The organism is Bradyrhizobium sp. ISRA436 (assembly GCF_029910015.1).
Taxonomy (GTDB): domain Bacteria; phylum Pseudomonadota; class Alphaproteobacteria; order Rhizobiales; family Xanthobacteraceae; genus Bradyrhizobium.
The window spans coordinates 257,872-283,447 of sequence record NZ_CP094520.1; the positions used below are offsets into that span (position 1 = coordinate 257,872).

Annotated in this window: 14 protein-coding genes; 4 read left to right on the forward strand and 10 right to left on the reverse strand. The window is 58.7% G+C overall.

What is annotated here, in order from left to right:
* Positions 1–274: 274 nt before the first annotated feature.
* Positions 275–541, forward strand: coding sequence for a hypothetical protein (locus MTX23_RS36150; RefSeq protein WP_280978446.1), 267 nt, complete (start codon positions 275–277; stop codon positions 539–541).
* Here the strand turns inward: MTX23_RS36150 and MTX23_RS36155 are convergent.
* The gene (locus MTX23_RS36155; protein WP_280978445.1) at positions 521–2,776 is read right to left on the reverse strand and encodes a 2OG-Fe(II) oxygenase; all 2,256 of its coding nucleotides are present in this window, start codon (positions 2,774–2,776) and stop codon (positions 521–523) included. The two genes, MTX23_RS36150 and MTX23_RS36155, sit on opposite strands and share 21 nt — an antisense overlap.
* Before the next feature lie 423 nt (positions 2,777–3,199).
* Here MTX23_RS36155 and MTX23_RS36160 point away from each other — a divergent pair, with 423 nt between their 5' ends.
* The gene (locus MTX23_RS36160; RefSeq protein ID WP_280978444.1) at positions 3,200–3,676 is read left to right on the forward strand and encodes an Lrp/AsnC family transcriptional regulator; all 477 of its coding nucleotides are present in this window, start codon (positions 3,200–3,202) and stop codon (positions 3,674–3,676) included.
* A 923-nt stretch (positions 3,677–4,599) separates the two neighbouring features.
* Here the strand turns inward: MTX23_RS36160 and MTX23_RS36165 are convergent.
* The 7 genes from MTX23_RS36165 to MTX23_RS36195 form a co-directional block, all read right to left on the reverse strand.
* Positions 4,600–6,588 (reverse strand): GGDEF domain-containing protein, encoded by a 1,989-nt coding sequence (locus MTX23_RS36165; protein ID WP_280978443.1) that lies wholly within the window; start codon positions 6,586–6,588, stop codon positions 4,600–4,602.
* A 9-nt stretch (positions 6,589–6,597) separates the two neighbouring features.
* Complete coding sequence (locus tag MTX23_RS36170; protein ID WP_280978442.1) at positions 6,598–7,137, reverse strand: heme NO-binding domain-containing protein; 540 nt, start codon at positions 7,135–7,137, stop codon at positions 6,598–6,600.
* 396 nt (positions 7,138–7,533) lie between these two features.
* Entirely contained in the window at positions 7,534–10,395 is a 2,862-nt protein-coding gene (locus tag MTX23_RS36175; protein ID WP_280978441.1) for an EAL domain-containing protein, read from the reverse strand.
* Entirely contained in the window at positions 10,392–12,941 is a 2,550-nt protein-coding gene (locus MTX23_RS36180; protein WP_280978440.1) for a CHASE domain-containing protein, read from the reverse strand. The genes MTX23_RS36175 and MTX23_RS36180 overlap by 4 nt, the downstream gene beginning before the upstream one ends.
* Positions 12,942–15,049: 2,108 nt before the next feature.
* The gene (locus MTX23_RS36185; RefSeq protein ID WP_280978615.1) at positions 15,050–15,640 is read right to left on the reverse strand and encodes an NYN domain-containing protein; all 591 of its coding nucleotides are present in this window, start codon (positions 15,638–15,640) and stop codon (positions 15,050–15,052) included.
* 60 nt (positions 15,641–15,700) lie between these two features.
* Positions 15,701–16,705: an alpha/beta hydrolase gene (locus MTX23_RS36190; protein WP_280978439.1), complete on the reverse strand. Its 1,005-nt coding sequence runs from the start codon at positions 16,703–16,705 to the stop codon at positions 15,701–15,703.
* Positions 16,706–16,896: 191 nt separating this feature from the next.
* A complete protein-coding gene (locus tag MTX23_RS36195; RefSeq protein ID WP_280978438.1) occupies positions 16,897–17,733 on the reverse strand; it encodes a Crp/Fnr family transcriptional regulator in 837 nt (278 codons plus the stop codon).
* Between the two features lie 2,165 nt (positions 17,734–19,898).
* Here MTX23_RS36195 and MTX23_RS36200 point away from each other — a divergent pair.
* Positions 19,899–21,290 carry a sugar transferase gene (locus MTX23_RS36200; protein WP_280978437.1) on the forward strand — a complete coding sequence of 464 codons (1,392 nt, stop codon included), beginning with the start codon at positions 19,899–19,901 and terminating at the stop codon, positions 21,288–21,290.
* Between the two features lie 14 nt (positions 21,291–21,304).
* The gene (locus tag MTX23_RS36205) at positions 21,305–21,859 is read left to right on the forward strand and encodes a transcription termination/antitermination NusG family protein (protein WP_280978436.1); all 555 of its coding nucleotides are present in this window, start codon (positions 21,305–21,307) and stop codon (positions 21,857–21,859) included.
* 603 nt (positions 21,860–22,462) lie between these two features.
* On the opposite strand, the gene MTX23_RS36210 is transcribed toward MTX23_RS36205, so the two are convergent.
* Together MTX23_RS36210 and MTX23_RS36215 are read right to left on the reverse strand one after the other, a co-directional pair.
* Complete coding sequence (locus MTX23_RS36210; protein ID WP_280978435.1) at positions 22,463–23,224, reverse strand: response regulator transcription factor; 762 nt, start codon at positions 23,222–23,224, stop codon at positions 22,463–22,465.
* Positions 23,225–23,740: 516 nt separating this feature from the next.
* On the reverse strand, positions 23,741–25,081 hold the full coding sequence (locus MTX23_RS36215) for a HAMP domain-containing sensor histidine kinase (protein WP_280978434.1): 1,341 nt from the start codon (positions 25,079–25,081) through the stop codon (positions 23,741–23,743).
* Positions 25,082–25,576 lie beyond the last annotated feature (495 nt).

Below are 25,576 nucleotides of genomic sequence, written 5' to 3' on the forward strand. Positions count from 1 at the left end.
CGGGATAGCTAACCGACCCACTACCGCGCGGGCTAGACTATCGATCGCCAGCCTCGCTCCCCCGTCTCCGCAACCCGACCCGCTCCGACGGGCCGAGCGCTACCACTTTGCCGCATGGCTTCAAAAGGGAAGAGAGAACTTGACATCTAGCCGCAATTAAAGGGCCGATTGACACGCAGGATTTCCGCTTCGGCTGAAGCGCAGTCTCTGGCGGCGCGGTGTACGGGAGCTTGCGGTCAATCCCCGCGCGATCGGCCAGGAGCGGAAAAGCTTCATGGCTTCCGAGATGCAGCGGCAGATTGGCGCAAACAACGTCCTCCCGACAACCGATCTGGCGGCGGCGCCACCTTTCCACCGCTTGCAGTTCAAGCCACCCGATTCCGACAAGCATGTCGATGGCACTCACAAAGCGCCGGGCGGCAGGCGCCGCTTCAGCCGCTCGGGCGACGCCATCAGCAAGTGGAACTCGATTCTTCCGGCTCATTCTGTGCCCAAACTCCTGTTCGGTGCGGGGCCAACGTCATCCGCCCAGCGTCGATAAATGCTCCAGATCCTGCCGACGCTGCTGCGCGCGGCGTTCGTAGCTGGCCTGGTTCTTGGTCGCGACCAGCGTGTGGGGACTGCCGCGCCTTTCCGTCGTGAGGTCAAGATCACACGCTGCGTTCCGAACGCTTTGCTCAACATGGGTTCTCCGGTCCTGGACCGCCTTCAGGCGCCATTGCTGGCGATCCGCCGCAGTCAGGAACGCACCCAGCCCACGGCAGTCGCCGCACGTGCATTTGAGCGGATTGGTCCTGGTCCAGTCGCGTGGCGCCTCCAGCGGAAGGGCAATGCGCCGGCGCAGGTGGTCGAGAGACGCCTCCCGGAGCCGCATCACCGCCGGCCAAGCCCTGCTCTCCTCCGGCTTGGTAATCGCGAGAGCAGCAGGGACCAGCACGTCGTCCGGCTTGTATGTCTTCGGCCAGGCCAGCATGTGCTCGAGCGCGCGCGCCGCAAGCCCCGCATCGATGCGGCTCGTCGCCGCCAGGAGATCGACAACGAAGCCCGGTTTTACCGGCGCTGGCCGTGTCCAGGCGCTGACCTGCTCCTGCTTGGTCGGGTTGCCCGGCAACGCGTCTATCAAGGCTCGGCCGATCTGCTCCAGGTCGCCCGTCGCACCCGCCGGCGCTGCGACGCAGCGCAACAGCAGATCGCCGCAGGCGCTGAGATGAGCCTGAGCGTTACGCCTGACAATCCGGACCAGCAGTTCCGTTGCACGCGAGCTAGGAAGAAGGGCGGCGGCCCGCACGATCGCCCCGTTATCAAGCTCGGCGTAATGGCCTTCGGCGGGCAGCTCGGCGAGAAATGCGTCGATGCGCTCCACGTTCCGCAGCCTGACCTGCAAATCGAGCATCCGGCCGGCTTCGGCGCTGTCCTCCGACCGCCAGGACGAGCGGGGCCATGAGCGCAGCATGTGCCCCGACAGCTCATCGGCCTGACACCATAACGGCGACTGGATCGATGTGTTGCTCGCCTCCCAGCGCGCCGTCAGATCTTCGAGATACGGCAGCGTCGTGCGGAGGCCAGCCTGATTCAGCACCGCGAGCCTCCGCGCGGTCGGCCACAACACAAAACCGGCGCGGCGATAGGTGCGCTCGAAGGACGCGCCTTCGTTGCCCGTCGCCTCGTGAAAATGCTGCTCATCCGGTAGCAGATCCTCGAAAGCGTCGGGCGGGCACAGCTCGTCCTCGGCGAATGGAAAATCCTCGAACGCGGCCTTGCCGCCATCCGGACGCCGCCACTCGGACAGGATCAGCGCCCGGTCGAAGATCTCGGCGACCTCGAACTCTTCGTCTTCGTCGCGACTCCAGCGGCGACGGCCGTAATAGGGGGTATGTTCGGCGCTGCCGCTCTCCTCGATCGATACGAGAGCGAGGTGGAGATCACAATCCGCCTCTGCGGCGGCCCTGACCAGCACGGATGCCACGCCCGCATCGGCCCCCTTGAGCGCATTGAAGGACAGCTCTGCCGGCGTATAGACGTGCTCCAAGGGCAGGATCAGCTTATCAGGCTCCTCCTCAGCGCGCGCCCAGTTCCGCAGCAGCCCCACCACGCGCCCGTGCTCAGATCGATAATCGGGTGCCTTCAGTGCGCGCTCCTTGCCGACGAAACGCAAATTGTAGACGAGGGCCAGGCGACATCCCGTCTTGACCGGACGCACCTCATGCATGCAGTCGGCATAGAAGGCGGCAAAGCCGATCTCCGACGGCTCCTCTGGACGCGTGTCGAGCACGATCTCCCGGCCGAGATGCTTGACGACCAACTCGCCGCCGCTATGGGCCGTGGGCAGGACGAGCACCAACGTCGCGAACATGCCGGGGACCTTCTCGGTATCGCGGTGGTCGACGAAAAAGCTGCCGGTGTCGTAGACAAGAAACTTATAGAAGTCGGCAGCAACCGGCTCGCCCACACCGAGCGCGCGGGCCATCTCGGCGACGAGGCTGGCCAGCGTCTTGTCCCAGTGACGCCCTCCGATCCGAACCTTGGCGGAATCGACCTGCCAGGTTCTCCGGACTTCGCGATCGACCAGGGTCTCCTCGCCCCGCCCGAACGGAGCAGCCTCGGCGATGGCGACGAGCCGTTCGGCTTGGATGGGCAGAACCGGAAAGGCGAGCCTGCCCACGCCGTCGACGTCGATCGTCGGCATGAAGATCTCGCGAGTTCCACCAATGCAAAAGTCGCCCGGACGCTCAACGGATCGCAAGCTGTCGAGCAACTTGGTACCGATCGACGACATGGTAATTCCCCGGCAAGCTGGACAGCGTATTATGAACGATCGTCACGTCGACGTGCGCCCACGGAGAGTGCGGCCGTCGCCTTGGAAAGGACCTATCTGGCCTCGATTTCGGCATATGGCGCGGTGTCGATTTTACCCAGACCGGCGCAGCCACGCTCCTCTCCTTCGGACCCGCGGCCCGCGCAAGAAGCCGGCGGAGACCACGCGCGTTCAAACGGTAAGGGCCAAGAACATCGACGCCGAACGCCAAGCGCTCTACACCGACCACGGTAATGATTGGACGCAGGTGAGACTCGACACTCGGACGCGACGAAGACGATGAACATCTGCGCCAATCGGCTATTTGTCACATATCTTCGTCCCATTCGCCCACCGTTCAGATGTTTGACTGCATCGAGACAGACTCTCAGCCTGGAGCCGACTGTGCACTACGACCGAATAGATGCCCGCATCCTCAAGATCGTACAAAAGAACAACCGCCTGACTTCCGAGGTGATCGGCGAAATGGCGGGGCTTTCTGCTACCGCCTGTCAACGGCGACTCAAGAGGCTCCGCTCGGAAGGCATCATCGAGGCCGATGTTTCAATCGTTTCGCCGAAGGCCGTGGGAAGACCTATTCAAGTGCTTGTGTTGGTAACCTTGGAGCGGGAGCGTTCAGACATCATCGATAGGTTCAAGAAGGCCATCAAGTCGTCTGATGATGTCGTCAACGGATTCTACGTCACGGGCGATGCTGACTTTGTCCTATACACGACTGCCCGCACCATGGAGGAGTATGAGCAATTCACCCGGCAATTCTTCTATAAGAACCCAGACATTAAGGGCTTCAAGACGATGGTCATACTTGACCGCGTAAAGGCAGGCTTTGCCGTTCCACTCGAAGGTTCGCCTGAGGACTGACCAACTCTCGTGCCGGTCTTGGTTCTGGCGTGGTGACTGGATCGCTGGCGGGTCCCATTCCCACAGCGCCAGCCGCTGGAACGTTTATAGACCCATAGATCCATGCGGTGAACAGATGGGGAGCAGGACGTCCAACAAAGCCCGGATGTTGTCTTGCGATCGCCCCTCGGGCGCGGGTTCAGCGCCGCATACTCATCTGCAATGCAGGATCGCACTTATCTTATTTGTCCGATTTCTGGAGAGGCGCCATCATCACAATATGGGCAGACATCTCCGAGCCGCGACTTTCCGCATTCTTCGCAAAAAACGGTTCCGCAGGTTTGACATTTGTGAACAACATCGTCAGAGCCTTTATTCCTGCAGCGGGGGCATTTTGAAAAGAACAGCATTTTCGTCTCTCATCGCGTGTACGCGGCGACCTCGACCCGAGTAGCCCCGCACGATGGGGCGACACAATGGCAACATTGGGAGCTCTGATCTGACCAAAGACAGTACGCTACGAACGAACATTCTTGGTTCTCGCGAGTATGTGCTGTCTCGGCTCCAGATTGGAGCGTTCCGTACCAAGGGTGGATCGCGCTTCCTTCCCTCTACCTCTGATCATGACCCGAGCCGAATCCGGTTAGGCTGATCGGATCGGGCCACCCCTCCGGCAGCGACCCCACCCGGCATGCGGAGCTTGCCCGCCGAGGCTGCAATGGCCCTGGAACCGGAACCGATCGGTGACGCGACTATAGACAGGAGGCTGGGTGTTGCCGGTTCTTGACCTTGACCAGTCACAGGTCCTCGGCCCGCCACGCACCTTGCTCTTTGAAAATGGCGTATCACTTCCTGGGTCGCCCTCCCGCAGTCCGTTCCAACGCCGCCGCGTCAGATTGACGCCTGCGCTCTGCTTAAGATGAGCCAATCGGTAAATGAGCCGATCAGTTGGTCCCTGTTGAGAGGGACGTAGAGCTGCCCAAGAGCGCTTCGATGTCGGCCGGCGCGACCGGCTTCGAAAAATAGTAGCCCTGCGCGTAGTGGCATCCCATTTCCGTGAGTTTCCGGATCTGTCCTTCCTGTTCTGTCCCTTCGGCGACCACATCGATTTTCAGATTTTCCGCGAGATCGAGAATCGTACGGATGATTTGCGTTCCTTCGACCGTGAGGCCGAGGCGGGTTACGAACGAGCGGTCGATCTTAAGCGCGTCAATCGGGAGCCGATGCAGATAGTTGAGCGATGAATATCCTGTCCCGAAATCATCGAGGCTGATCCGCACACCGAATTCGCGCAGCGCCGAGAGAACGAGGATCGTCCGTTCGGGATCGCTGATTGCCACCGTTTCCGTAATCTCGAGCCGTACGCTGCATGGTTCCACTCCTGAATTGAGCACGGCGCGCCGGACTTGTTCGATGAAATCGGGCTGCATGAACTGGCGGGGCGAGATGTTGATGCTCATGGTGAGCGGCTCGGGCCGAGGGTACCTGGCTTGCAAGCCAGCCAACATCCGACACGCCTCTCCCAACACCCAGCCGCCGATCAGGACGATTAGCCCGGTGTCTTCGGCGGCTCCAATGAAGTCCCCCGGAAATACAATATCTTGCGGGCCACGCTGCCAGCGAAGCAGGGATTCGAAACCGACGATGTCGTGGGTTTCGAGCGAAACGATCGGCTGGTAATGCAGGATGAATTCATTGTTGGTGAGCGCCCGTCGGAGATCGCCTTCAAGCCTCAATCGCTCGACCGCAATATGGTGCAGGCCTGTATCATAAAGCTCAACACGCCCTCGGCCGAGCGATTTTGCGCTGTACATGGCGAGATCGGCATTGCGCAGCACCGTTTCCGGCGATTGCTCCGTGCCGGTGATATTGGCCACTCCGATGCTGGCGCCGGCATAGATTTCCTGGCCATCGATCAGAATCGGCGTCCGGAGAGCATCGATCAGCAGTTCCCCGATTTGCATCGCTTTGTCTGGACTGTCGAGTTCCTCGAGCAGCACCGTGAATTCATCGCCTCCGAGCCGCGCGAGCGTGTGCGCCGTGGAATGCCGCTGCAGAACACCATTAAGGCGTTGCGCGATTTCCACCAGCAGGTCGTCGCCCGCAGCGTGACCCAGGCTGTCGTTAACCAGTTTGAAGCGGTCGAGATCGATAAAAAGAACGGCACAATATTCGTCGGAAGTGCGTTTTGCACGAGCGACTGCACGGTCGACGCGATCACCAAACAGCAACCGGTTCGGCAGGCCTGTCAGGCCATCATGCGAGGCATCATGGATCAATCGATCTTCCGCCTGCTTGCGTTCTATCACCCGGCCAAGTTGGATCCCGATATGGCCTAATAACGTTAGCAGCTCTGTGTCAGCCTCCTGCTCCGTGTAGGAGAAAAACTCCACCACCGCGGCCACCTCGCGTCCCACGAGAATCGGAAAGGCCATACCGCTATGGATGCCGCAGGCCGCGGCCGCGTCAGCGCGTGGAAAGTTTCGGTCACTCGCCAGGCACTTCAGCCAGACCGGTGTCGCCGAGGCAAACACCCGGCCGGGAAGCCCTTCGCTGCGAGCAAATGATGCCGCCGTTGTTGCCTTGATCATCGGCCGCAGCGCATCCTCATCCGTTGCATAACGCACGTGCAATGGCTCTAGACGAGGGTCCTGACCACCGCGATCGACGATATAGGCTTGACCAAGCGGCCAGTCCATAAACCTGCAGACCTCCTTGATGGCGAGGTCAAATGCGTCCTCGATGGAAGTGCTCAGATTGGAGGCCGTCGCGATGGTCTCGAGCAGCTCTAACTGCCGCTGCTTTTCGTAAAGTTCGCGAAGGCCCCTCTCGGCGATCGCCTCCGCCTCAAGTCGCGCGGCGCGCTCGCGCTGCAATCGACGCTCGAATCGGAGCTTCTGAAGATCAAGGCTGTCTGCAATCTGTGGCAGCATCTGACGCACTCAAGCCGCCCACTTGATTTCCAGCAAGCATTTCTCGTCACCCTTGTGCATACATTCACGATGATGGACGTCGACGTGGTCGTGATAGTGGCTGGCAGCGCCTTCAATAAAGCCCTGTGCCAACATGCACAACTTGCGCGGCGACTCGTACGCCATCATCATCGCACCGGCTTTACTTGGCTTGAAGTGGAAGAACGGGCACGACGCTCCAGCGTAGAGCTTGCGGACTTCGGGATGGATGATCTTGTTGACGCTGAGAATGAAATCGCGTGACGACCGATGCGACTCGAACAATGACGGGTAACGCGCGGCCAGCAGCGGCATTGCCGATTGTCCGAACCAGCGCAGGATTTCACCGGGCGTTTTGCCGAGTACTTCGGCGGCGGTTGCGACCAAGCAGACGAGATCCTCGTCTGCATAGTTGCCGAGCGACGTGTAGGCGCCATCGACAGCCGCCTTATCGACGAGACTTTCCCAGACATCCTGGCTGAACTGCTGGGTAACGACTTCTTCCAGGACATTGAATATCACGCCCTTCATGGCTCGCTTCCCCTGTTGCATGAATGCGCACGCCGGATTCTCGTCATATAGCAGTATTGTTCTACCATTCTCTTAACCCAACCAGCCCGTCTGACAGCGCGCGCGACTCAACGCACGAAGCGCACCTTGTGAGTCGGCGTACCGTTTTGACGCGGTTGGCACTTGCTTTAAAGCGAGCAGACTTGGTCCGTTGCGTACAGAGTTTGCAGTCCATCACGATTGCAAGCAAGCGCCTGACTGGAACGGAGGCGCGTGCACTCCGAACATGGGGGTGTTATGCCGACCTGGCGCCCTTCCGACGAAAATTGGATCGGTGATCGCCGGGTCATCGAGGACATCGCGCCGTGGCCGGTTGATACGGACCCTTCCGCCTACACTCACGGTTGACGCTGGGATTCACCTCGAAGCGGCCGCTGGTCGCTCGACCTGGGCGCGACGGCCGATCGTCTCCAAATAGTCGGTGATCGGGCGCGGCCGGCCAATAAGGTAGCCTTGAACCTGATCGCACGCCTCGCGTGACAGAAAGTCAAGCTGCTCGCTTGTTTCAACACCTTCGGCGACGACAGGCAAATTGAGCCCCCTGCCCAGCCCGATCACAGCACGAACGATCGCTGCCGATTGGCCATTACGCTCGACATTCGAAATGAAGGATTGGTCGATCTTGATCTTGTCGAACGGAAATGATTGCAGATACGATAGAGATGAATAACCGGTTCCGAAATCGTCCATCGCGATATGGACGCCAAGAGCTTTGAGGCGCCGCAGGATAGCAATCGCGCGATCGAAGTCACCGATCAGGACGCCTTCGGTAATTTCGAGCTCCAACCGGTCCGCGGCGAGGCCGGTCTCCAACAGCGTGGTGTGCACCAGGGCCGGAAGGTCTTCCTGCACGAATTGTGCAGGCGAAAGATTGACGGCGATGCGCATTGGTTGTGTCCAGGATGCCGCTTCACGGCAGGCCTCCCGCAGCACCCATGCCCCAATGGCAAGAATCGCGCCACTCTCTTCGGCAAGCGGCACGAAAACGCCCGGCGAGACAAATCCTCGGATCGGATGTTGCCAACGTAGCAGGGCTTCGAACCCAATGACCGCCCCTCCAATCTTCGCTTGCGGTTGGTAGTGCAGGACAAGTTGCCCCTCGGAGACAGCCGCATTCAGGTCCTGATGCAACGCGCGTTTCTCGCGCAATCGAACGTCCAAGTCGGCGTCGAAGAAGCGAACCATTCCGCGGCCGTCGGCCTTGGCGCGGCACAACGCGGCATCTGCATTGGCGACGAGCGTTTCAGGATCTGTGCCATCGGCTGGATAGATGGCAACACCGATGTTGAGCCCTATGTACGTGCGGTGTCCGTCAATTTCGAATTCCTCGCTGCTCGCCGCAAGGAGGCGATCGACGAGGGTCATCACACCTGACGGCTGCGGGCAGTCCGCAAGAATGACGACGAAATCGTCGCTGCCCAAGCGCGCCAGGAATGCACCCGCGGCAACCGCAGAGAATCGTTCCGCTGCTCGACACAGGAGCGCATCGCCAAGGCTACGGCCAAAGATGTCGTTGACCTCCTTGAAGCGATCGAGATCCAGGCAGAGGACGGCAAGTTCCTTGCCCGATGATTTTGCCGCTTCGAATGCCGACGCCAGATACTCGTTGAAGGCCGTCTGATTAGGCAAATCTGTCAACTGGTCGTGGAGCGACATGTGCTGAATGCGCGCCTGCGCCTCCTTGCGTTCGGTCACGTCTTCGATAACCGTCAACAGATATTGTGGTTCACCGGCGGCATTGAGCACTGGAAAGGTCGACGGTTTGACGTGCCGCCTGCCATTCCCCGGAGTGTCGAGCCAATGCTCATCGAAGCACAGTTGGCGCCGCGACTTCACAATCGCCCGGTCATACCCAAAGATCGTTTCGGCTTCCTCCCTGGGGTAGACCTCAAATGCCGTTTTACCAATGTAGCGAGTGCGCGGGACACCCAGCAGCCGCTCGGCGGCGCGGTTGAGCAGGACATATTTGAAATTCTGCGCATCCTTCACAATGATGGGAGTCGGCGCGTTCTCAATGACCATGTCGAGAAACTCGCGCGTGTCTGAGAGCTCTTGTTCGGCGCGCTTGCGCTCGGTGATGTCGATGGCGGCAATCAGCGCGGCCTCGCGCCCCGCATAGCGTAGCTTGCGGGAGTAGATGGACACGTCGATCAGCGTTCCGTCTGCCTTGAGATGCCGCCAGCACCGGTCATCTCTTACGCTCCCGGACTCGTTCGTTGCGACAGCCGCAACCACATCGTCCCGGTCCTCTCGCGGCCTGATATCGAGGATCGACATTGAAACGAATTTCTCGCGGCTGTAGCCATAATGATCGACAGCCGCATTGTTGACGGCCACGATTTTCAAGCTCTCGCGATCGTAAACCCACATCGGGATCGGGTTTCCCTCGAACAGCAGCCTGAACGACTCCTCGCGGAGCTTCAAATCAGTGATGTCGATTCGGACGCCCACGCTACCGCCATCTGCCGTGCGCCGCTCCTCAATGCGCAGCCAGCGATCTCCCGGAAGGCGCTGCTCGTGCTCACAGTGGGGCTTGGCATGCCGGGCAAGGCGATCCGCCAGCCATTCTGCTTCGTGACCGATCGCATCGGGAAACTGGCCGCGGGCGAGCCCCGCCCGCAAGGTCTCTTCAAACTTCATACCTTTCGCTATTTTGTCGCAGCTTGCGGCGTAGAGTTGGGCGTAGCGCTTGTTCCACAGAACGTACCTATCGTCGGCGTCGAACACAGCGAGCCCCTCGGGGATCACTTCCAACGCGTCCAGCAAGCGCGCATGGGCTTGCCTGGCCTCCCGTTCCGCCTGCTTTGCCTGTTGCTGGGTTGCGCGAAGCGTCAGATGGGTTCTCACGCGTGCGAGCAATTCTTCGGACTGGAATGGCTTGGTCACATAGTCGACGCCGCCCGCCGCGAAAGCCCTGACCGTGTTGTCGCTATCCGACAGACCGGTCATGAAAATTACCGGAACATCCACAAGTCCGTCGATTGCCTGGAGACGGTGGCAGGTTTCGAAGCCGTCGATCCGCGGCATCATCACGTCGAGCAGAACAAGGTCCGGCCGTACCAGCTCGGCTCGCGCCAACGCCTCCTCTCCATCGCCAGCAACCGTGACGTTGAAGCCGTTGCGCTCCAAATGCTCCGCGGCAACGCGCAACATGGCGGGTGAATCGTCGACGATAAGAATCGTCTGCCCTTGGACGTCTGAGGCCAACGCACCACTCATGCGGCTGCTCCTTTCTTTTCATCAACATAACTTCTGAGGAAGGCAACCAAGGCCTTGGAGTCATAGGCCTCCGCGAACTCTCGTAACCGAGCGGCGAACGGGCCACATTGCGCGTTACCGGCCGCAAGATCATCCGCAAGCTCCCTCATCTTGCGCATGTTTCCGGTCCTGGCCGTCTCATACAGGCGAAGGAGCTCGGCAGCGCTCGGCGCGACGATCACCTCGCTGGTCTGAGCGTCGGGGCTCGCGGCCCGCTGATAGATCCAGCTCACCTCAAGCACCCTGCCGACTTCCCGAAACAGGTGCTCCTGGTTGACCGGCTTGCTCAGGAATGCGTTCGCGCCTGCCGCGAAACTCTTCGCCTGGTCATCTGCACCGACGCTGGCCGACACCGCGATGATTGGGATTGCCCTCTGCTTCTCCAATTGGCGCATCGCCCGCATGACCTCGAGGCCATCCATAACAGGCATCATGACGTCCGTGAGGACGAGATCGGGCGGGGTCGCGTTCGCCTGTTCCAGCGCATCCAGCCCGTTCGCGGCCTCACGCACCGAGAAGCCTACGCCAGCCAGCATGTTCGCCAGGATCGTGCGATTTTCCGCGACGTCATCCACAATGAGAACACTCCGCCGCGGTCCGCGGTAGGCTACCACCACCTCCAGGGCATGGGCTTGAGACAGATCAACCTCCAGCGTGGGCAGCGACACTTCGAACCAGAACCGACTTCCCACGCCCGGCGTGCTTTCAAACTCGATCTCGCTGCCCATCAGGCGCAGCAGTTCCCGGCTGATGCTCAAACCCAGACCCGTTCCGCCGGACCGATACGGCAGATCGCAGACCTGTTCGAATGGCTTGAATATCGCGCCCTGCTTCTCACCGGAAATTCCGATTCCGGTGTCCCACACTTCAAAGCGCACTCGCACGTCATTGCGAGAGGTCGCGACACACGTTGCGCGAAACGCCACCTGACCTTGGTCGGTGAACTTGATCGCGTTGCCGAGCAGGTTGAGAAGCACTTGCCTCAGTCTCTTCCCATCGGCCTGCACCCAGTGCGGCATGTCCGATGGCGGCTCGAAAGCGAACCTGATCTCCTTTTCATCCGCGCGCACGCGGATAATGTCAGCTACACCGTCCAGGAAGACCGACAGTTCGACCGGCTCGGGTACAATGTCCAGCTTTCCGGCCTCGATCTTCGACACGTCGAGGATATCGCTAATCAGCGTCAGCAGATGCTCGCCGCTTCGTTGGACGGTATCGATTGCGCTCGCTTGCCATTTGCTGATGCTTCCATCCCGCTTCAACAGCTGGGCGTAACCCAGCACGGCATTCAATGGTGTGCGCAGCTCATGGCTCATATTTGCAAGAAACAGCGACTTGGCACGATTTGCCGCTTCGGCCGCGTCCTTTGCCTGGCTTAGCTGCTCGTTGGCATCGGCGAGTTCGCGCGCCCTGGCGCGGTTGACCAACAGTGACCAGACCACGACAGAAAACAGCAGGCTGACGAGTAGACCGCCTGACAAAATGAGCCGAGGCTTCTGCACGTCGATTGCAGCAGCGTCGTATGTCGGCAATGAACTGAAACGTATCGTCCAGGTGCGTCCGTCGATCTCCAACCGATCGATCACGGTGAAAGCAGACGAGATCTGTGGCTGGGAGGGATCGGCACTATCGTAGAGTTCGTCCTCCGCTTGAAGCGACACTCCGTCGTAGATCTCCAGCCTGAGGCTGGAGAGCTGGCCGGTCCCCAGAATGCCTTGCATCAGGTCACGCATGCGAAACGGCGCATAGACATATCCGACGAGCCCAGCTTTCCGCTCCTCGACGGTCGCCGGCGGCACGGCCGTCTGATAGACCGGCAGATACATCAGAACGCCATTCTGAACACCCTGGTCCGTCTCCTGCACCAGGGTGACCTTGCCGGAGATCGACGGTGCACCTGTGTCGCGCGCCCTGATCATGGCCTGCCGCCGGACCGGCTCGGTGAACATGTCGAAGCCAAAGGCGCGCCGATTACGCCAATCAAACGGTTCGAGATAAACGATCGAGGTATATTCGTCGCGATCGCCACCCGGTTTGATCTGGTAGTCGGGGAATCCTTCGGAGCGAACCGCCAGAACGTGTGCATGGCGCTGCTGCGCGGCAATGTGCTTCGCAAATCCGACGCCTTGAATCCCCGGATAATCCCTATCGATGGCAAGCGTGTTGACGTAGGTCCGCCACTCTTCCCGCGTTACCCGATTGCCGGTAGCTGCAAAGAGCCCCACACCTCCGCGCAAGACCTGCTGGTAGGCAAGGAGCCGCTGACGTATCGCGAACTGCGCCTCGCTGATGCTAAACTTGAATCGTTCGTTGGCAATTCGAGCCGAATCGCTCGAACTATTCGCTGCCATCCAGGTCGACGCCGTCGCGATGCCGGCGAACGCAGCAGCAGCGATCAGCTTGCCTGGACACCTTCTCAGCGCAGCCAGCAAACTGCCGAGCTGTCCGCGTCCGCCTTCAGTGATGGATCGTGTCCTCCGATGTCGCCAGGAAACAAGCCCATGCATGTCGTCCCCCTCTGCAGGAGGACCTGCGCCTGCGATTTCACCGGCAGGTCCAGCTTGTCCGCGCTGGATCCACCGTCGCATAGTCGGTCCTCTGTGCGCACACCGGCGATCCCAGTTATGATGACCGCCAGCATCGGCTGCCCTGCTTGTCTGCACGAGCAGACGCGTGCTCAAATAGAGCGCAACGTGGCGAATGATCGCGCAGATTGTATTATCGTTTCGTAAATGTAGTCGACGTGTTAGAGTTGCAGGTCGACGTGAGACAACTTTCGCGAAAATGATCTCGCTGAGCTCTTGCTTAAACGTCATTCAAAAGCGCCGCTCAGTCAGAGGACCCATACGACAAGCCAAGGCCACCATGGGCGCTCACATCACAGGACGTTCACGCCGTAAACGCCCTCGGGACATTCATGCTCGACAATTTGCATTGGATCCGCCTGGGTCCACGCTGACTTGCCGCTAGTGTTATGGACAGATCGCCCTCGCTGAGGGATCGATGATGTTGAGGCCCCGATGAATTCATTGGTCCACCATTCTTATGGGGGTCTTATCGCAGAAATGTTGCCCATCATGGGCTCGATTTAGCTTGTCACTCTGTGTGGTCGAAGCGCTGAGCAAAGATAAAGAACCGTGTGCATCGCTGAGGACCGCTGCAGTACGATTCAGTGCAAGGACAAGAGTGGCGGCAAATAACGGTCACCGTCAGGCCGCACTCAATCAAGATCGCTCCACTTTTGTCGAGCCCAAGACGCTGAAGAGGAGATGGTTTTCATTAGCTTCTTACAGTCACGGATATGGGGATCATCAGGACGGCAGTGACCCAGCCCAGCTCGGAAAGCGAAACGGCAAACGACGGAGCCGCTTGAGCTGAGAACATTGCAGCGAGCCGTGGAAGGCTACATCCCCGATTATCGATTGCCAGCCCTCGAACACTCGCGAGGATCGACCAGAAAATGGCAGCCCTGATCGAAGCCAGGCACGGGGCACCTTCCCCCTTGCCCTCCGTACCCTTCTCACACGGATCTTGGATGTCCGGCGCGGTCGCGCAAAGTGAATCGTAGCGCGCCGTGGCGAGACCCGCGGGCACGGCCTAAAGCGGCACGACTTGCAGGACCTAGCCAATTCGGCGAGAGCGATCGCCCTCGGCTCACTACAACCTATGGTTGTGTGTGTGTGGGGGGGTAAATTATTACCTCGTGCGGCGCCGGACTACGGACCGCAGCGGGCAATTGTCCAACCGTTGTTCGTCGCCGACATGCAATTTGGCTGGTCGCTGGGAGATTCACGTGTATTCCGGTTTTCGGCTCTCGGCGTTTTCCTCGAAGTTCCGCAAGTCAATCTCAGAGAGCCACAGCCAACTGCTTGAGATGCGCAATCTCATGCTTGTAAGCCTCCAGCTTGTGCTGTGCATCAGGGGAAATTACTAGAACGTTCGTCCGATCTGGCTGAGCGCGAACGACGAATTCGGCGCGCCTTCGCCCAAGCACTAAATGGCAGATTCGGGACTTTGCGCTCGCAGATACCGTACGCCACGAACGAACGATCTTGTTTCTCCCCACTATCGTGTCGCCCCAGTTACATATCTGTACGATCTGCACATAAGCCTCCCATACCGCCCCTCCTAAGCCAGTTACAGCCCAGATGGTTCACAGATTGCCGCTGATCTCGAAGCTATGTCGACGGGTCGGAGCGGGGATCTCGGCCGCTCCACGACGGAAGTCGGCGAGCTCTTGAAAGCTCAAGCCCGGCGTGCGCGCCCTCGAGCTGGCTCGTAGGTGGCTGGGCAAGTGGCGATGGAATTTTCAATGTTGTCCAGCGACTTGCTCCTCTGACCTCTGACAGAGCCCGGATCGGGTTGACCTGCGCATCGTCCCGATCGCCGATCGCGACCAGGCTTCGGCACGAAATCGCCATTCATGCGATGGAGGCTCTCGAGCACGATCCAGACGCGGCTATTGTGCAACAATCTGCCCGGGACACCTGGCGGCAGCAGGCCGTGATTGATGTTGGGAACGTCCACGTCTGCAGAACAAAGCACCACTCGACGTAGGTCCGCCCGCAATGCTAGACGCCTAGGCCACCCGCCTGCACAAAATCACCTCCGTTCATTATTCTGCGCTGGCTGGCTCGCGACGCTTGCCAGCACTTAATGCGGCGCCTAATCGTTCGGACGGATCGCGGCCAAACTCCAGCATCAACTCAACCAAGTCAACGAATTCGTCCGCCTGCCGCCGAAGTTCATCGGCGATGATCGGCGAATGGCCAGCGAGGGTCGATATCACGGTGACGCGGACGCCGCGACGTTGCACCGCTTCGACCAGGCGACGGAAGTCGCCGTCGCCGGAGAACAGGATGATCTGGTCGACGCGCTCAGCGAGTTCCATGGCATCGACCGCGAGTTCGACGTCAATATTTCCCTTTACCTTTCGGCGGCCGCAGGCGTCCACGTATTCCTTGGCCGGCTTGGTGACAACGGTGTAGCCGTTATAGTCGAGCCAATCGAGGAGCGGTCGGACCGTCGAATATTCCTGATCCTCGATAATCGGCGTGTAATAGAACGCTCGCAACATTTTGCCGCGGCGTTGAAACTCTCCGAGCAGGCGCTTGTAGTCGATCTCGAAGCCGAGCGTCCGGGCTGCTGCGTGGTGGTTGGGGCCATCGATAAAGAGCGCGATCTTGTCGAAGGGGGCCATGCTCAGTTCACGCTCTTCATCTGTGGTCTCCGAATGGTTCAGGCCGACTGCTGTGATCGGCGCGCGTCAAGCAGACTCTGTGTGCACTCGCCACTCATTCGCCATGCGCAGCTTATGCTCTAGCCATCCGAAAATCCGATCGTCGAACGACACGAAATTTTCGATCTCGCCAGCGGGAGTGCGGACCATTTGTGGAATGGCTACCTCCATGTCGATGCGCGCTGCCGTGCATTCAGCTTGAAGCTTGATCGCCTCCGACACGCTGACGATGCTGCTTCCTCCGGCGACCACCAGAGCTGGGCATCTCAACCGTCCCACTAATCGCGAGCGCAGCTCCGACACTACGTCGTCGTCGGCTGTCGTCCTCGTTATCCAGCTGACGGACGCCAACATTCGCGCGAAACTCCAAAAGCCACCGTCGCAAACCGCCGCGGCGACGCGACTATCAGATACAGCGAAATCAGTCGCCAGCGCAGCCGAAAATCCGTCCCCGTAGACGCCGATTCGACGAGCGTCAACGTCAGGCCTAGATGACAGGTAATCCAAACAGCAAGACAATAACACTTCCGATTGGACACCAGAGCCATATGAGATCTCGTCGTGAGAGACAATCAGAACCGACATGCATCGGCCGATCACCGCAGGCAACAGTCTCCCGAGCAGCGTCGCTCCTGCTTCCTGTTCGCTGCTGATGCAAATGACTGCTGGCGCACGCAATTCAGAATTACCGGCTGGCAAATAATAGGCTAGAAAGTCAGCTTGATCGTCGTACGAAATCTGTACCCGCTCAACCTTCTGTCGCAGAGACAATCCGAACCTCTGTATGTTCGCTACGACTTTCGCCGAAATCTCTGCACTTTTCGGATCGTCTTCATCAACTATGCGCCTGGCAACCTCAAAGGCAGTTAGCGCGCAAAGCCAGGCCTCGCCCGCCTCATCGAAGGCCTTCCTTCTGATATTCAAGTCGGCACGACGGCACTGAGCATCACCAATCTCTGTCCATCTTGCGACCCAGTTCTGCCGGCCTATCGCGCCGCAGATGACATCAGGAGCGAAATTGTCCAAGAACATCGCGGCGCCTCGCCGAGTGAACGCAAGATCGCTCCTCACATGAGGCCCAGTAGCGCTCTCCATTTTCACGAGCACCCTCCAAAACTGTTTCAGTCGAACTGAACGCTTGAACGGAGACCGACCGCCTCGCCCGACCATTTCCGGATCTTTTGGAGCTTCTCGGCGGTCGGCTGATGGCCGGGGCGCATTCGCTAAACTCGGCCGACCTTTTCCCGAGAGCATGGGCTCGGAGAGGCATAAGCGCTTGAGACAAGCTTGTAACAACCGCAAGCCTTTTGCTCGAGGAGCCTGCGTTCATCGATCTGCAAGACGCCGCGCATCTTGCTAATGATTCCTTGTTCTTCGAATCGGATGAGCGTCTCGGTTACGCCGGCGCGACGCAATCCCAAGACGGACGAAAGATAGTCATGGGTAACCGGCAGCACACGGGAATCAGCAGCATCACTTGCAAAGCATAGCCAGCTCGCGAGCCGCTGTTCACGATCGTGCCGAACACCACACAAGCCCGCCTGAACGCATTGAAAAGTCAACGCTTGGACATACTCATAGAGAGGCTCTCGGATATCAGGCCGCTCCTTCATCAACCGACGCAAATCCTCGACCCGGATCCTGTGTGCGCTTCCGGGAAAGAGCCCCACAGATTGATGTGTTGAAATATTCCCTCCCCACAAAAACGAGGCGCCGACCACGCCTCGATATCCTATCACGGCCGTTTCGAGCATGCTTCCGGCCGCGACAATCCTTAGCGAGGCGAGACCCGATTCGATGAAATAGACGTGCTCGACTTGCCTCTTCGGTTCTTGCAGAACCATATGTTCTTTGAGGATGATCGGCTCAAGGCATCTTCCTATTGCCGCGAGGTCTTCCAGAGAAAGTTTCGCAAGGATTGCATTTCTGACAATGGGCCGCTTCTTAGGAAGCACCGCAAAAGGCTGCTGAAACATTTGCTGTGTGCCGGACACGCGCTTGAGAGCTACATCTCTGGAGTAGTCGGGCACCTCGAGGACTGCAGTCACGTGGTCAGTCATTGTCCCTCTCCTGGCATGCGGTTTTGGCGCCCCCGCCCGCTCACCGTAACGAAGAATTGATTGCGACTGTAACGATGTCGTCATCTCAATTGATGCAACGAATCCCGGTTCGGCGCGCAAATCCTGCGTTCGAGCGTTCTACGTAGACGTATTTCAACTGAATGGAGCATGCATCTGCCAGCACTCGCCTGGAGCGTCGGCATCGCATTCGTCGCCTCAGGGCTGGCGTAAGGGGACGCGATCCGATTTGCGCCTCAAGTTGTTTCACGAGCATGCGCTGCCAGGCTCAACCTCAAAGGATTCCGACTAAAAGTTAGAGGCCCGCCCCCGTCTCCTATGGAGACGAGGGCGGAGCCTGCCCCCCTGCCCAGAAAGCGGTAAGCCACGCTGTGCCAAAGACTCACGGGAGTTCAGGTCTTCCGAGCGTTTTACGACGTCGCGCAAGACTAGTTCGGATAGCTGCACAACCAGTTCTTTGAGGCGCGCATTCTCTTGCTTACAACGTTCCAGTTCGCTGTGCTCGTCTGTCATTGCCGATGCTTCATAGAGAACTTGCTATCACAATCCCGTTACAGGTAATTTAGAACCTGTTTGCTCAAGATTGCTCCGACAAAAACTGTACGTGAAGTACGGACAATCTGGCCCCTCACCAGAGTGTGCCATTTCGGCTTCAGATTTGATCGTTTCGTACAAACGCTCCCCGCGCGCGTCACCGTCACGGCGAGCTGAAGCTGCGGTGCTCCAGCAAAAGAGATAGCAGCATGCAGTCGCTGGTGGGTTTGCTGTTGCCGTCCCTAATTTGGGCTCGGACCTATTTCGATTTCAGTACCATAATTCCCTTTGGGGGCGCATAAACCAAAACGCTTCCAAGCTTCTCAGCACTTGTACTGGAGCGACTTGCCTGGGGTTGTCGCCATGGAAAGTAAAGCGCTCCCTTATGCCCTTTTGGGATGGCCGGTCCCTGACACATTCTTAGGACGCCTGAGGAGCCCCCTTTCTGCTCAACTCACGTGGTCGAACGCCTTTTGGTGCGCGGACCGAGCGATCGCAACCGGGCTTCCGACTAATCACGACCACCCATTCCGGGTGATTGCGACCAGCCTGTTTACGGGTATGACGGGCCCCGTTGGGTGATCTGCGAATCGGCATGGCCTTCGCTCCTCCTTTCCCCCGAGGAGTGGGGGCAAATGCCAGGACCGAGACCGAGATTACCCACGCGCAAAATCCGCGACGTGCTGCGGCTGTCCACCGCCGGCATGTCAAAACGCAAAATCGCCGCCAGCCTGTCAGCACTTGAAGTGGTCGCGTTCCGCAATGCGACGCCAAAACTTACTGCAAGCCATTTGGCACACGTCAAGCTGGTGGCAGGCTGCGGCCATTGCGGTGGGCTTTCTCCCAAGGTAGGTATGCGCCCTCTTCGGAGTGGGTTCGCCGTGGACGTGGCCCTGCCGACGACTCCGCTATGTTGAAAGATCGTGCTCGACGTTGCCCCTCTGTACGGAGCGAACCAATCTGCGCGCTCTACAGGCCTTTTCTAATCGTCGGGTAGCGGCATGCCTCATAGTGTCGCCGGCTACGAATGTACGTTTCGTGCGTTGAATAGCACGTCCTTATCATCGGTTCTGCTTCAATTGCCTCCCCGCTCCTGCGCACGTCCATTGTTGATATTGAATGAAGCCGACCTGCGCGTTTGGCAGTCGTATCATAACGGCGTTCCACATAGAGGCCCACGTGATAGTCCGCTTCGACCTGCCACACCAACAACCGTCTAGCCGCGCGTCGCGGCCGGCGGCTCGAGAGTTGCGCCGCGCTCGATCTCGCAGCGGTTATGCGCCTGCTGGGACACGGCAAGACCGTATTCCGCGTCGTTGACCTGAGCTACGGCGGCTCGTTCTGAACGTTCTGTTTCGACGAGACAGCCTTCCTCAGTTCTTCGCACATTCAAAGCCGCGCTTAGTCGGTATGGAGAGGTCAAGCCTTCATCAGGGAAATAGATAGGACGTCAGTCTCTGGTCAGTGCGATATGCGAAACTGATTCCCATCATATGAGGTGTAGGTCGATAGGGGACATGGTTCGATACCCGGCATCTAGGGGATATTTACGGCTTCGCTATTCCATTTTCGATGCAATGTGGGCACTCCTCTCGCCCATTTTCGCTCTTGCGATGAGAGCCGCTTACATTGCCTCGACCGAGGGATTTCTCTACTGTTTGATCTCCTTCACATTCTCCCTGATCGCGTTTTCCGGTTTTCGGGTCCATGATGGCATAGCGAGGTTTTTTACCGTCAACGACGCGTGGAATGTCGTCAAGGCCGTCGCGTGCGGCGAGCTGATGACCTGTATTCTGCTCTTTACGTTCACGCGCCTCGACAATATTCCACGATCACTTCCTCTCATTCATGCACTGATCCTTTGCGCCGGGCTGATTGCAGTTCGCGCCGCAGCTCGCTTGCGAGAGACCGACAACAACGCATCCAATGATCGTCGCTGCTCCGGGACCGAGCACATCGTTATGATCGGTTCGACGGACCTCACCGTCCTATTCGTGAAACTGCTCGCAGCATTCTGTCCAGCAAGGATGCGTGTGGTAGCGGTGCTCGACGGCAGATCACATATGATTGGTCGTACCATCGCGGGCATTCGGATTGTTGGGGCCCCCAATGATCTTCAGCCGATCGTCGATGAATTCGCGGTACACGGCGTCAATATCGATCGCGTCGTGATTGGCGGCGATGAGACGCTGCTGACTGAAGATGCTCTTGACGAAGTCCGTCGGTTCTGTGGGCTGCGGAGTATCCCGCTGACGTTTGTGCGCAGCATGGTAGGATTGAGCGGACTTAACGCACGAGATGATGCGGATCCGGAGCCGCAGGTCGAGCTGTGTCCCGCGATTCGATTGCCCCCTTACTTTCGATGGAAATACGCAATCGATCTCGTCGTCGCCGCCATTGCGCTGCTCGCCGCTGCGCCGCTGTTGATTGTTACCGCCGGCCTTGCGCTGCTGGATGTTGGCTTCCCGCTCGTGTTTTGGCAACAACGATCGGGACTCCGCGGTCGCCCCATCGTGGTTTACAAGATTAGAACACTGCAGCCTCCGTTCGATCGGTTGGGGCGAGCAATTCCGGAAGACCAGCGATTATCGCGGATCGGGACCTCTCTTCGCAGGATGCGTCTCGACGAACTTCCTCAACTTTTCAATGTCCTCGTCGGCGACATGTCATTGGTGGGGCCCCGTCCGCTCCTGACGCGAGATCAGCCGCCTAATCCGACCGCGCGCCTCATGGTCCGGCCCGGGATCACCGGCTGGGCGCAAGTCAACGGCGGGACGCTCTTGACGCCGAGCGAGAAGGACGAGCTCGACGAGTGGTACGTTCGAAACGCCTCTCTATGGCTCGATTTACGTATCTTGGCGATGACGGTGCTCTTCCTGATCAGAGGGCAACGCAGAGCCAATGTCGCAAAGAAGACCGATCATACCCACAGCGTCAACACGGGCACCGGATCGCTTGGATTGGCTCGGCAGGCGGTTGAGTCCCGCCACTCGCAGGTCGGATAGGAGACACTTCGACGATGTCGCTCACCATTAATGACCAGAGCCGAACTGAACTTCTCGATCGCTCGCAAGTGGGCAGCCGCTGGTACGTCATAAACAGTCTGCCACGCCGCGAGTTCCGCGCTGAACGGCAATTGAAGAACCAGAGGTTTAACGTCTTCTTGCCGAGGCGCCTAAAGACGGTTCGCCACGCGAGGAAGCTAACCAACGTGGTTGCTCCGTTTTTTCCTCGATATCTCTTTGTTGAGCTCGATTTAACGCGACATCCCTGGCGAAGCATCAATGGTACCTTTGGTGTTGCGGGGCTGTTGATGCAGGGTGAGGTGCCGCAGCCGGCGCCTCGCGGCGTCGTAGAGGCAATGGCCGAGTCAGTTGACGCTCGAGGACTCATGAGCATGGAGAACGCCCTACGAGTTGGCTCCGAGGTCCGTATCGCAGCTGGACCCTTTGCAGAACAACTGGGGGTTTTGGATCGGCTCGATGATGCCGGCCGCGTTCGCGTGCTTCTCAAAATTATGGGCGGAACCGTACCGGTCCGGCTTGCACACGAACTTCTTCTGCCAGCAAGCTAGCCCATGGAAATCGCCGCCAAGTGGTGCAGCGCAATTCGCAATCCGATATCTCAGCCACGATAACAACGTCCGCTCTTCGGCATTTTCCGATGCTCTCGGCCTTTACGTGATCGGGATATCCACGTCCTCCCGATTTGCTCGATCAGCTTACTAAGGCTCATCGAGCGAGACCTCGACGAATACACCGCCGCCAACGCGGCTGACGGCGACATTAGGGCATTAAGTTGACCGAGGACCCGAATCGGATGGGAAGGCAGATCGACGAGCTCATCTAACGCTCTTCGAGCCGCAGTCTTGCACATCTTGTCTTCCTGGTTAAAGCGACCGGTCTCGGATTAGAGGTGAATTTCTGTGCCATGCTGGCGTGCGACGAGGTATCCCGCTTAAGAGCAGCGAGCGACGGACCCGCTTTGGGGTCGGGTGAACTCCTTAGTAGCACAATGAAGTCTGGCAAGATCGTCGTTCGCGGGGACCACCGTCGAGGCGCCCGCGATACGTCCCAATCGAACTAGCGTGGATATAGATGTATTCGCGCCGCGTCGCTCGACCTGCCTTGTGTTAGAGCGCGACGGTCAGCGGCTCATTCTGGCGAACTGAGGGCGCTTATACTCCTGTACGTTGAACCATCGGTCCACCCGCTTTTAGATGACCACCACGATCATTGTCGTGTGGTTGGATCAATGTGCGCCTGGTTTCTTCTTGAAGCCGATATCCAACCCCGCGTCTTCCATACACGGCAACCCCCGCGCCCACATTCATCAACTTCTTTCGCAACCGCGACACGGTGGCCTCCAGCGCATTGTACGATCGTTCGTCGGTGGACGAATAGAGCCGCTCTTCCAGAATTTCCTTCGCAGTAAAGCGATTGCCGGCCCGCATCAGCTCCTCCAGAAGCGAGGCCTCACGTCGAGTTAGCTCGATCGCAGAACCGTCAACGGAGGCTTCTCGCCGCATCGGATCGAAGACCAGCCGACCGCGCTTATGGACGGGTCCGTATCCTACGCGAGGTCTCCGCAGCATTGCTCGCAATCGTGCCTCCAACTCGATAAGATCGAACGGCTTCACGAGATAATCGTCGGCCCCGGCGTCTAAAGCCCGAACCCGCTCCTCCAGACTATCCCGCGCACTGACGACGATGATTGCTGCCCTTTCGGCGCGTCCCCGGCCGATCCGTCCAAGCAATTCCAAGCCATCTACATCAGGAAGGCCTAGATCGAGTACAATCGCGTCGTACGCGTTCACGGCTGTTGAGGCCATTGCGTCGCCGGCCGTGCTTACATCATCAACCGCAAAGCCACGCTCCGAAAGGTAACTGCCGATCAGACCACGTACAGCTGGATGATCTTCGACGACTAATACTTTCATTCCCTCTTCCACAATAACGACCCCTCGCTATGGCGGCAGCAGTCGCGGATCACGGCACCAAATGCCCCGATCTGCCTTTACGCCTCTTAATGGCGTTTCCGTCCCCGCCTCACCTTCGACATAATAGCGCCACAGACTGACGCCGCACTGACGTAAGCCGACAAGTCACAATCTTTCCGTCGAGTCGCCGCCTGCAGCGGCTCGTCACGCGCAGGATGAAGGTTCGCGCCAGCAGCAAGGTGCACCAGGTGGTACGTTTCGAACAAAGATCGTCGCCAATGACAGAGCTGATGCCAATCACCTGGCCCGTCGTTTAGTGCTCATGGCCTGTTGACGAAAGCGGTTGGGCAAGTCTTGGTCGGGACGGATCAAGAAGTGGTCCATTATTCGCTGATCGCGGAGCTAAGGCATTTTGGGCGATACTTGAGACGTCTCGGCGCACGCAAATCTCGTTGGAGAGCATATCGTAAGGGCCTAGGTCGCCCGCCTGTCCGGCTGGCCACGGCCAAGCGTTGATTACATGAAGCGCTCGTTGGCGGCGCATGGAATGATTACGCGCACACAACACCTCTCTGAAGAGGCAAATAACACCTTGCCAGCGTGGGCAGCGACAATATCGCGTACGATCGCAAGGCCAAGTCCGGCGCCCATAGAGTTCTGCGTGCCTCTACGGAACCTTTCGAAAACAACTTCCCTATCCGCCTCCGGAACGCCTGGCCCGTCGTCGGAGATCTCTAAGATGGCCTGGGCGCGCTTCGGGCTGGTTTGCATTTTCACGACGGCTCTTATCTGCCCAACGCCATGAACAAGCGCATTCTCAAGCAGGTTGCGCACCATGCTTCGGAGCGCATCCCTGTTACCGAGTATGACCGGCTGATCTATCTCCTGAATCGACAGCGCTCGACCAGCTCTCTCGATTTCCGGCATGACCAGCTCTGCGGCCTCCCTCAGAGGCTGCGAAAGGCAAACGGTCTCTTGCTGAGAGTTCGCGGGGCCATTTCTTGCTAACCGAAGTACCTGATCAAGTAGATGACGAAACTGTCCCATTTCGCGCCGGACGACCAGCCAGTCGATCACCCCACTCGCTTCGGCACGTTGTAAACGGAGATCCAGTACCGCCAGCGGCGTTCGCAGCTCGTGCGCGGCCACGGAGGCGAAGTCTCGTTCCCTTTGATGGCACTTTGCGAGGCGATCGAGTACAATGTTGAATGCCTCGACAATGGGAACAACTTCCGTTCCGATTCGATCTGTACTTATTCGAACGGGACTGTCGAAGTCAGTGATTGAGTCCGCAGCCTGCGAGACGAGTTGCACAGACCGAAGATGCCAACCAATTATCATCCAGATAATTGACACCAAAAGCAATGCCGAAGCGAGCCAAAGAAGCACTTGGACCTTCTGCTCTTGGAAGAATATGGAGAGCGCTTCCTGTGCACTGTAAGAGAGCCGCCAGACTACCAGCACGTGACCACCAACGACTGCCATCGTGCACTCGACGAAACCGTCATGTCGTCGCTCGGTAAGAAGCGTGTTGAAATCCATCGGCACGAGAGGCGATTTATCAATATTCGACGAGAGAGCGACGGGACGCCAGTCGGCGTCATAGACGGCATATGCGAACACTCCTGGGGAGCGATAGAACTCTTTCCACTCCCCCGGGATTTCTAGGGTTACCTTTCCGGTTTCGCTGACGCGCAGAGAGGAAAGCAAAATGCGGGTCTGGCCTCTCAGTGTGCGGGGTCCCAACTCGTCAAGGATACGTCTTTCAGCGAAGTGGGAGAATGCCATCGACCCAGCGATAGCTAGTGCCGCGATGCAAGCGATCGCAATGGTCAGTTGGGAACGAAGGCTCTTCATTACGATGGCGTCTGTTTCGCGTAGAGCGTAGCGTCCAGCGTCCAGCTAGAGTCCGGCCACCAACCAATTACGGGAGAATGGTGCGGCCACCTTCAGGACGCAACCGCCTCTTCTCGCAGTTTCGGCGAACCGGAACCTCACGGAGGACGCGCTCCTGATTGAAGGAGTTTCCCTTAGGAATGATGCAGGGCAGCATTGCCGTCAATGAAAGCTCGGCTTCCGGACCTACCGGCGAGCGACCCGCACTCAGCTACACCACGCCACAGAGCACGATCCCGAGGTGTTTGACGGCGGTTCGATTTTGCTCTGCCTCTAACGATGTAGTGCTTGCCGTGAGAATGACTCATCGGACAGCTTCCGCTGAACGCGACCTTCCCAAGCGAGGCACGGCGTCGAGCCGCGTGCGCCTGGGCTCTAGAGGAAAGATAGTGGGCATTAGCGCCTCGAAAGCACAAGCTCTTCAGATAAGCGTCTTTCGACATATTGACGTACAAG

Bases quoted from the DNA above. Each gene is read 5' to 3' on its own strand.
- MTX23_RS36150 (WP_280978446.1), top strand. From the start codon at position 275: ATGGCTTCCGAGATGCAGCGGCAGATTGGCGCAAACAACGTCCTCCCG.
- MTX23_RS36155 (WP_280978445.1), bottom strand. From the start codon at position 2,776: ATGTCGTCGATCGGTACCAAGTTGCTCGACAGCTTGCGATCCGTTGAG.
- MTX23_RS36165 (WP_280978443.1), bottom strand. From the start codon at position 6,588: ATGCTGCCACAGATTGCAGACAGCCTTGATCTTCAGAAGCTCCGATTC.
- MTX23_RS36170 (WP_280978442.1), bottom strand. From the start codon at position 7,137: ATGAAGGGCGTGATATTCAATGTCCTGGAAGAAGTCGTTACCCAGCAG.
- MTX23_RS36175 (WP_280978441.1), bottom strand. From the start codon at position 10,395: ATGAGTGGTGCGTTGGCCTCAGACGTCCAAGGGCAGACGATTCTTATC.
- MTX23_RS36180 (WP_280978440.1), bottom strand. From the start codon at position 12,941: ATGCATGGGCTTGTTTCCTGGCGACATCGGAGGACACGATCCATCACT.
- MTX23_RS36190 (WP_280978439.1), bottom strand. From the start codon at position 16,705: ATGTTCTTGGACAATTTCGCTCCTGATGTCATCTGCGGCGCGATAGGC.
- MTX23_RS36195 (WP_280978438.1), bottom strand. From the start codon at position 17,733: ATGACTGACCACGTGACTGCAGTCCTCGAGGTGCCCGACTACTCCAGA.
- MTX23_RS36200 (WP_280978437.1), top strand. From the start codon at position 19,899: ATGAGAGCCGCTTACATTGCCTCGACCGAGGGATTTCTCTACTGTTTG.
- MTX23_RS36205 (WP_280978436.1), top strand. From the start codon at position 21,305: ATGTCGCTCACCATTAATGACCAGAGCCGAACTGAACTTCTCGATCGC.
- MTX23_RS36210 (WP_280978435.1), bottom strand. From the start codon at position 23,224: ATGAAAGTATTAGTCGTCGAAGATCATCCAGCTGTACGTGGTCTGATC.
- MTX23_RS36215 (WP_280978434.1), bottom strand. From the start codon at position 25,081: ATGAAGAGCCTTCGTTCCCAACTGACCATTGCGATCGCTTGCATCGCG.